At 42.2% G+C, this 8,684-nt stretch carries 5 protein-coding genes, 1 tRNA gene and 4 pseudogenes; 4 read left to right on the top strand and 6 right to left on the bottom strand.

The features are described 5' to 3' along the window. Positions 1-460: 460 nt before the first annotated feature. Both IM462_RS21170 and IM462_RS03940 read left to right on the top strand, forming a co-directional pair. Positions 461-1,042, top strand: a pseudogene (locus tag IM462_RS21170) (SPM autocatalytic domain-containing protein); the annotation flags it as partial. Positions 1,043-1,360: 318 nt separating this feature from the next. Next, positions 1,361-3,564 (top strand): annotated as a pseudogene (locus tag IM462_RS03940) (beta strand repeat-containing protein); the annotation flags it as partial. A 192-nt stretch (positions 3,565-3,756) separates the two neighbouring features. Here the strand turns inward: IM462_RS03940 and IM462_RS03935 are convergent. Beyond that, entirely contained in the window at positions 3,757-4,092 is a 336-nt protein-coding gene (locus tag IM462_RS03935; protein WP_287701053.1) for a hypothetical protein, read from the bottom strand. A gap of 134 nt (positions 4,093-4,226) precedes the next feature. On the opposite strand from IM462_RS03935, the gene IM462_RS03930 reads away from it, so the two are divergent. Further along, positions 4,227-4,297, top strand: a tRNA-Cys gene (locus IM462_RS03930). A 47-nt stretch (positions 4,298-4,344) separates the two neighbouring features. Here IM462_RS03930 and mtnB read toward each other — a convergent pair. Next, entirely contained in the window at positions 4,345-4,962 is a 618-nt protein-coding gene (mtnB, locus tag IM462_RS03925) for a methylthioribulose 1-phosphate dehydratase (protein WP_287701051.1), read from the bottom strand. A gap of 228 nt (positions 4,963-5,190) precedes the next feature. Here mtnB and IM462_RS03920 point away from each other — a divergent pair, with 228 nt between their 5' ends. Continuing rightward, positions 5,191-5,571 (top strand): hypothetical protein, encoded by a 381-nt coding sequence (locus IM462_RS03920; RefSeq protein ID WP_002760482.1) that lies wholly within the window; start codon positions 5,191-5,193, stop codon positions 5,569-5,571. A 10-nt stretch (positions 5,572-5,581) separates the two neighbouring features. Here the strand turns inward: IM462_RS03920 and IM462_RS20945 are convergent, their stop codons facing one another. From IM462_RS20945 to IM462_RS03905, 4 genes and pseudogenes are all read right to left on the bottom strand, one after another. Then, positions 5,582-5,824 carry a hypothetical protein gene (locus IM462_RS20945; protein WP_353737347.1) on the bottom strand — a complete coding sequence of 81 codons (243 nt, stop codon included), beginning with the start codon at positions 5,822-5,824 and terminating at the stop codon, positions 5,582-5,584. A 102-nt stretch (positions 5,825-5,926) separates the two neighbouring features. Further along, positions 5,927-7,360, bottom strand: a complete 1,434-nt coding sequence (locus IM462_RS03915) for a TM0106 family RecB-like putative nuclease (RefSeq protein WP_287701049.1) — start codon at positions 7,358-7,360, stop codon at positions 5,927-5,929. A 59-nt stretch (positions 7,361-7,419) separates the two neighbouring features. Then, positions 7,420-7,805 (bottom strand): annotated as a pseudogene (locus IM462_RS03910) (zinc ribbon domain-containing protein); the annotation flags it as partial. Between the two features lie 124 nt (positions 7,806-7,929). Next, positions 7,930-8,352, bottom strand: a pseudogene (locus IM462_RS03905) (transposase family protein); the annotation flags it as partial. Positions 8,353-8,684: the final 332 nt, after the last annotated feature.

Here is an 8,684-nt window from a genome sequence, read left to right as displayed (position 1 = left end):
TAATAACTGGGTAGCTTTATCTAAAGGAGATGGTTCATTTAACCTTATTCAACGCGCTCAAGGGCTATCTATCGGTTTTTGGGGAGATGAAAATAACTCTCAGCAATTGATAGGAGACTTTAATGGAGACGGCAAAGATGATATTGTTAATTTACAAAGTGATGGAATTTCTAATAATTGGGTAGCAATATCCAGAGGTGAAAGATTTGGATATGATCTGGGTAAATTTGAAGACTATGATGATACCTATACTTATAATCTTGGCGACGGAAGTAAAACTATTTATGATAGTGAAAGCTATCAAGGAAAAACTCGTGATGGCGGTGTTGATGTTCTTCAATTTGATTCAAAAGCAGAAAGCTGGCTTTTATCCAATTGGGTTATTAAAAACAACGATCTGAATTTAGAGATTTTAATTCCCAGAAGATCGCCTGGCCCTGGCTATGCAGTCTCCGCAGACATGGTTCGCACAACTCTTGTAACGATAAAAGACTGGCTAAAACCCCAAAATCAAATCGAAATCTTCCGTTTTGCTGACGGAAAAGAATATGCTCCTACCCTTGGCCTTAACGGTTCCGTCACCCTGCAACCCCTCCTCGGCCAAAGCGAATACACCCCCGACACCACCCAACTCCCCAGCCAATTTAACCTTAGCCCCTATAAACTCGCCGTAGTTGACCTCACAGGCGACGGAATCCGCCTCATCTCCGCCGCCGAATCCCTCACCCAATACGACATAGATAACGACACCTACCCCGAACAAATGGGCTGGGTAGCTCCCACTGACGGCTTCCTTGTGCGAGATGTCAACAAAGACGGCTATATCACTGGACTCAACGAATTTTTCTCCCTAACCGCCCAAAACAACGTTACCCAACTCTCCAGTCTTGATAACAACGGCGATGGACTCATTAGTGCCAGTGATAGCCTCTTCAACGAACTACGAATCTGGACAGACACCAACCTCAACGGACAAGTTGAACTAGGCGAATTAGCCGCCCTTTATCGCTACGGAATTAATAACATTTCCGTCACTCCCCAAACCAAAGACTACACCGTTGCAGGCAATAAAATCACTGCATCCGCTTACTTTACCCGCCTCGGTTTTGATATTCGACCGACAGCCAAACTCCATGACGTACAATTTGCCTACGATCCCAATGGCGTAATACTAGAACAACTTGGTAACGGTATCGCCAAATTTAATTACGAAAATAAACCCGATATTATCTTTGCCGATGATTCCACTCAAAATATTAACCTAACCATCGATCCTAATGATACTTATTCTGCCACAGGTGGCACGGGTAATGACATCTTAACAGTTAAATCAGGTAGCACTAAAGGTGCAGTTCTCAGCGGTGGGGATGGTAACGATAAATTAGTCGGTTCTGGTGGCAATGATATCCTTACTGGAGGTGCAGGAAGTGATACCATTGATGGCGGTGCAGGAGATGATTTAATTACCATTGATAAAGACGACAATCTTAATAATATTAAAGGGGGAGCAGGATTTGATGTCTTAGTCATTGAAGGAGATGGAGATATTAACCTTATCCTTGATAATCTCGGTGTTGAGGTTGTCAATGGCAATAAAGGCAACAACAATCTTAAGGCAATTGGCTCTCAAAATGTCATCATCTCTGGCGATGCTGGCAATGATACTATTATAGGGGGTACAGGAAGCGATCGCTTAGAGGGAAATACTGGAAATGATGTAATTAATGGTGGTGAAGGAAGCGACATTATTGATGGGGGAGAAAACGATGATATTCTGACAGGAGTTAACCCCCAAAGCACAACCCCTGGGAAGGGAGAAATTGATAATATAACAGGAGGAACTGGACGGGATAAATTCATCCTTGGTGATAAAACTTGGATCGGTTATGATGATGGTAATACAACATCTGCGGGTAATAATGATTATGCCTTAATTACTGATTTTAACCCCACTGATGATATTATTCAGCTTAAGGGTTCAAGTATTGACTATTTATTGACTGTTTCTGGTTCTAAGACTAATCTCTACATCAACAAACCGGGAGCCGAACTAGATGAACTTATTGCAGTTATCAATAATCAAACAGCATTAAGTCTAACTGCTAGTTATTTTAGTTATGTTACTAATTCTAGCTTACCTACTATTAGCCTAGCTGTCTCTCCCGCAAGTGTTACCGAAGACGGGACAACAAATCTGGTTTATACCTTCACCCGTACTGGTGTAATGGTGTAACAACTAATGCTTTAACAGTCAATTACACCCTCGGAGGGACAGCTACCCTCAATACCGACTACACTCGTACAGGGACTACCAATACAGTCACCTTCGCTGCTAATTCATCCACTGCTACTATAACTGTTGACCCCACTGCTGATACCACAGTTGAACCTGATGAAACCGTCACCTTAACCCTCGCTGCGGGGACAGGTTATACAATTGGGACAACTACCGCAGTTACTGGAACAATTAATAATGATGACGTTTCCCAACTCTCGATTAACAATATCACCGTTGTCGAAGGTCAAGATAGTAATGCAATCCTTACCGTAACTGTCAACAATCCAAATCCACAACCAATTAGCGTCAACTATACCACCGCACCCATTAACGCTACCGCTAATGTAGATTACACTAGCAAAACTGGAACTCTCACCATTGCTGCTAATACTTCTACTGCTACTATTAGCATCCCCATCCTCAATGATAACCTTAATGAAGCAAACGAAACTTTTGCCATTAACCTCAGTAATCCCGTCAATGCAACTCTTACCAATAACAAGGGAATTGTCACCATCAGCGATACCTTAACCGCTAATGTCACCACTACCCTACCTGCTAATGTGGAAAATCTGACCTTAAACGGAACCGCAAATATTAACGGAACTGGTAACGCTGCTAATAACATCCTGACAGGTAATAGCGGTAATAATACTCTCAATGGTGGTGCGGGAATTGATACCCTAATCGGTGGTTTAGGGAATGATACTTATCAAGTTGATACTACTACCGATACGATTACGGAAAACGCTAACCAAGGTACAGATACCGTTCAATCTTCTGTAACTTATACCCTGGGAAATAACCTAGAAAACCTCACGTTAACAGGGACTACAAATATTAACGGAATCGGTAACACCTTAAATAATGTTATCACTGGTAATAGTGGTAACAATATCCTTAATGGTAGTGATGGGAATGATACCTTGATTGGTGGTACTGGTAATGATACCCTAACAGGGGGTGCGGGTAGCGATCAATTCACCTTCAACAACCGCAATGAAGGGATTGACACAATTACTGATTTTCTCTCCAGTCAGGGGGATAAAATTGCTCTCTCTGCTGCGGGTTTTGGCAGTGGTTTAGCCGCAGGAGTTGCGATTACAGCCGCTCAATTTGTGTTAGGAACAACTGCATTAAATGCCAGCAATCGCTTAATTTATAATACAATCACTGGAGGACTATTCTTTGATGGGGACGGGACAGGTACACTAGCAGCTATTCAAATTGCAACTCTTAGTTATAAACCCACTCTTACCGCCTCTGATATACTTGTATTAGTTTAATCTTAATACAGCTTGTAGGGTGCGTGTTTGCGGTTAAAAAGGGCTGTAAGCGTTACATGGCAAGGATTTTAAGGTTTTATTCTTCTCAGCACTCTTAAGCATTAGGCTAAAATTGCTCGTCTGAAACCCTTACTCTGAGCCAATCAGCACTTTTTGAGAAGTTACATACTGATAACTGATCACTGATAACTGCTATTCATACAAAATCTCATCAAAACAAGCTTCTCCCACACTCGATAAAGTCCTAGCGGCAGCCTTATCGGTTTTCGACTTCTGCACGAGGGCGCGGAATTGCTGTAGATTGTAACGAGCTTGGAATTTTTTAATCGTGCAGTCGCATAGATCTTTTGCCACATCAGCAGCTAATCCCTCCCCGCGCGCTCTTTGTAAACATTCTTGACGATAACTGTCGAAAGTAGTGGCAGTATTAGAACTTTGGCTAAGGTAAACGGCATTATTAGCCTGTACTGGCAAGGATAAAGCTAATAAACCGATAAAAGTTAGTAAATATCTTTGATTTCCGATCATAATCGCTTTTTTAAGCCTAAAATCCCCCACTAGATTAGAGAACAGCTGCCTAAATTATAGATCGATCGCTTGACTCTTGGGTTCCACTCTTGGCAAACTGTCATCTGTTATGCTACGATAAATACTGATTGATCGGCGCCATCGCCAAGTGGTAAGGCAGAGGTCTGCAAAACCTTTACCCCCAGTTCGAATCTGGGTGGCGCCTTGGAAAATATCGGCATCTTTCTTTTATTGCCTTGTCTAAATGAAAATTTAACAAGGTTTTACTTGATAGGCTGCCACTAAATAGCGAAAAATATACTCAACTATCTCTAAATAATTCTCGGTAGTTTCTAGAGACTCACCCCACACCGTCACGCCATGGTAAGAAATCAGTAAAGCGGGAATTTCTGGGGGGAAAGTTGAGAATCTACTTTCTATTTCTGCGGCAATTTTCGGCACATCGAGATAGTTAGCAAAAACTGGCATAAATACTTGAGGATTTTCTACCCAAATACCTAAACCTTTCAACATTTCTAAGGGAGGTAACGATAACTTGTCCTCGCGAGCAAAACGGGAAACTAAATTCGCTTCCACCGAGTGGACATGATAACAAGCTTGCGCTTGGGGAAAGAGACAATAAATCACCTGATGAATGCTAGTTTCTGCGGAAGGACGATTATCCTGATGAGCTAATTCTCTGACTTTTCCCGTCAGATCCACGCGCACAAAATCCTGTTCTGTGAGTTTACCTTTACTTTTGCCACTGGCAGTAATCCAAAAACTATGATCATCAACTTTAGCGGATAAATTACCCGCCGTGCCAAGCATCCAACCCAGTTGATAAAATCTTCGGGCAGCTGCCACTAGAGATAGACGAGGATCGCTCATGGTTTTTAGAGATATGGTAGATAGGGACTGACTATTATAACAATCGGACGATCCACTCGCCAGCAGATTTGCTGAGGATGTCAGTCAAGATCATCTCGCTCAAAACTAAACCCAAGATAGAAGAGAGCGAGGAACCGGTGAGCAAAAAGGAAGATTTAATCGTGGCAATGTGTTAGGAATGTGTTAGGTTAAAGATAATTGCAGCTTTGATGAATCGAGGGTTGAGCCGTGAATAACAACTTTTTCCGTAGCTATTCTGTCAATGATTCTGGTTTGGGTTGTTTCTTATCTTTGATTTTAGTCGGATTGTTGTTAGGCTCGATCGGACTAGGTTGGTTAGTCAATGGGTTTTTAATTCTCGTGGCATTCCTAATAATTTCCCCCGTCATTGCTTGGGGGATTTTTCGCTGGTGGTTGCGACGCAATTTAGTTGAAGATAGCTGTCCCGTCTGTAGCTACGAATTTACGGGTTTTAATCGCACGGAATGCCAATGTCCTAACTGTGGTGAACCGTTAAAAGTGGCAGGGGGTAAGTTTATTATTCTCACCCCTCCCGGTACGATCGATGTACAAGCGATCGAAGTACCTACCGGACAGTTAGAAGATTAGGGTCAAACCATTACCATCTAGGCACGCGCACCAAGCTGAAAGCGGGGGATCTGAATTTTAACAATAACAGCAGTCCCAGCAGGTGAATTGACCAATGAACGAGAACTAAGCCCCAAATAATTGCAAAAATCAAACTACTAACGGCAAGAGCTTTAAAAATATCATTATCGGTCTTTTGATACCAGAGAAGACTAAGGAAGGAAAGCAGTAGGAGTAGAAGGAGAAAGAGTGGGGAGAACATGGGGATCACCATTGGGTGAGGGGACTGTTTTCACATCCATAGCCTATCATTTTCCCTTGACGGCTACGGGTAGCAGCGGCTACATTCCCCCCTATTTGTCATAAATCTTTAGAATCAAATTAAAAAGTTTACAAGCCAATCTTTTAGTATAAAGGTGGCGCGACAATCATCCTCATTGTAACGCAAAATAGCCGCCAATAAAGTCCGATCTCCTGTTTTTAACCACTGGTCATACCACCAAACGCATTGATCCCCGCTTACTCCTCGATCGCGCCATTGAAAGCCAATCCAGTTAGCGAGGGATTTTAAAGAATAACTTTCCACGGGAAAAGTTACCGAATTAACTACATGATAGTGCAGATCAAAACAGCGAGAAACTAACTGATTAATCAAAGAAGAAGGGGTTTTATAAAGATAACCTAATCGCTTAATTGTTTCCACTTCGTACTCAGAAAAATGAAAAATTGGTGCTTGATAATCCTGCATGACTAAGGTTAAAAATTCCTGCCAAATCCTGCCTTCATCTTCTGGCTTTTCTGCCAAAAAGGGATAAAACTGCTGGGTATTAACTCGATAATCAACGCGTAAAATCCCCAAAAGATAATCTAAATTCTGTTCTGGTTCCGCTTCGATGTCAAAATAAAATTCAATCTCGGCCCTCGGTAGGGGAGACAAATAAGCAGTTTTGCCGTTGCTTTTGCGAAAGGCCCGATTTTCAATAATTGCTTGGGCCTGTAATTGTAACTGATTAGCCACCTCTACCCCCATCCCCTCCCCCATACGGGTAGGACAGGTAAGCGCCAGGGATTCCATGGTGGAAACCCCCAAAGACTGTAAAAATTGGTAACGACTGGGAGTTACCCCCGGGACTAAAGAAAGATGTTGACTCGCTTGGGCGATACCATAACAGTGACTATACCAATGACATAAACTGCAACGCTGACGCGAGATAAAAACTTCTGGTTCTTGGCGATTAATCACCATTTCGCCGAACTTTTTGATTATTTCCTCTAGTTTAGTTAACCAGAGATTCAATTCCACCCGATAGCGATTATGACGACGTAGGACAATTTCCGCGTAATTGGGAAAAACTCCCTGCATACTGGCTAATAAGTAGGCGTAAAAAGTAGCCAGCATCTTATATTCAGGCTTAGGACGGCGTCCGAGTTGAATATTGAGGGGATAATAAATCCAATCGCCAAATTTCGACTCTCCTGCCTGTTTAATTAATAAATGCGGGGAACCGGTTAAAGAGACGGGATAGCCAGATTGTAACAGGACTCCGTGATAAATACAGGATACCCCCTGACGCATCAAAGCTTCCGTTTCCCTAGCGGCGGCTAAAATATCGCTGGTGGGGGTAGTCAGGGAACAATAATCCGGATAGGAGTCTTGCAGGACTTTTTTAACGTGACTTTGACTCTCCTGGCGCAATTTAAGCAAAAAATCTCGCTCAGGGTCTTTTTCTTGGCTATTGCCGTAGAGATTTAAAAACGCACGGCGTTGACAACGTTGGTAGTCTAGAAGTAGATCATCGGTCAGTAGCATTATATACAAGGAGAAAAGTTAAGCTTTCCTGGACCAGTGAGTTGACACTCCCATCGCACTCATGCGAGGGATTCTTGGTTGATTGACTTAAGTTGTCTTGGCAGGAGTTCGGTGAGGCTCACTCGATCCGTGTTACTACCATCCAAGATAGAGCTTAAATCTCCCCAAGCGCTCGGTTCGACTACGCTCACCGAGCGCAAGTCGAACCGAGCGCAAGTCGAACCGAGCGCAAGTCGAGGTGCCAGTTTCCAATATGCCCTATCGTAGCTTTTTTGAGTATATTTAATGCCGCCATCTTGTCTCTATCTTCCATATACCCACACAAACAAACATGAGTTCTGACTGATAGAGACTTTTTAATTAACCGACCACAATTAAGGCATTCTTGACTTGTATAGGCTGGATTAACTGCAATAGTTAATCGGCCGTACTTAATACCAAAATAAGTAGCTGGTTATAATTAAATTAAAAATGGATTTTAGGTTCGATCCCCCCTGCCCCCCTTGATAAGCTGTCCTTTAGTCACATCTTTCTTAACATTTCAAACCTTTGTAGCACAAGGCTTTCAAGACTGAGACAAACATAATAAAATTTTGTTGTTCATTGTTAGGATTCTTTAGGGTGTTTTTGAGACTTTTTCCATCTATGCCTAGCCAATTTATATCATCTCTTTGTCCATATTCTTGTAATGCCCATTCATTAAACATTTTTAACAAACTCTGCCATTTAACTCCCATCATTACCCTTCTAATTGTTGAATAGGATGGGACTCTTTCTGGAACTATGTTAAATTCTTGACTGAGCCTGTGCCGACCCTTCGACTTGGCTCAGGGCAAGTTATTTTTAGCAAACTCTCCTAGCTCTCTATAACCTGAGTATCCTAGCATTGTTCCCAGTATTATTACTACTAATACTATCCATAAAGGGTGTCTTTTTCCTTTATCTTTCCGAAAGTCCTTGACTTGTTTTAGTTTTTCTATTAAGCTCAACATATATTTAAAAAGTTGGCGGTCACTTCTCATTTTACCTGATAGTGATCGCTTTTACTTTTGATATTCTGATGGGAGAATGAATCAGCCCTACCTTAATCCCCCCTTCTATCCATTAGTCACATCTTTCTTAACATAAAATTTGACAAAAAGAGAAAAGTGTGCAAGATGGCTCAAGGGGGTTCTATGGGGGAACTAATTTGATGAGATAGTTTCCAAGTCTGGCTGATATCATGTAACCTTCGCAGTCCCAACCAAATAGTTTTAACACCTGGTTCACCGTTAACCCGTTCGGCGGTTCGGCTGAGCTCACCGTCGAAGCCTGAGCTCACGGC

This window comes from Microcystis sp. M144S2 (assembly GCF_020246065.1).
Taxonomy (GTDB): Bacteria; Cyanobacteriota; Cyanobacteriia; order Cyanobacteriales; family Microcystaceae; genus Microcystis; species Microcystis ichthyoblabe_A.
This window is presented reverse-complemented; position numbering and strand designations above follow the sequence as displayed.

Excerpts from the sequence above, each read along its gene's own strand:
- IM462_RS03935 (WP_287701053.1), bottom strand. The coding sequence starts at position 4,092 with ATGATCGGAAATCAAAGATATTTACTAACTTTTATCGGTTTATTAGCT.
- mtnB (WP_287701051.1), bottom strand. The coding sequence starts at position 4,962 with ATGAGCGATCCTCGTCTATCTCTAGTGGCAGCTGCCCGAAGATTTTAT.
- IM462_RS20945 (WP_353737347.1), bottom strand. The coding sequence starts at position 5,824 with ATGGTGATCCCCATGTTCTCCCCACTCTTTCTCCTTCTACTCCTACTG.
- IM462_RS03915 (WP_287701049.1), bottom strand. The coding sequence starts at position 7,360 with ATGCTACTGACCGATGATCTACTTCTAGACTACCAACGTTGTCAACGC.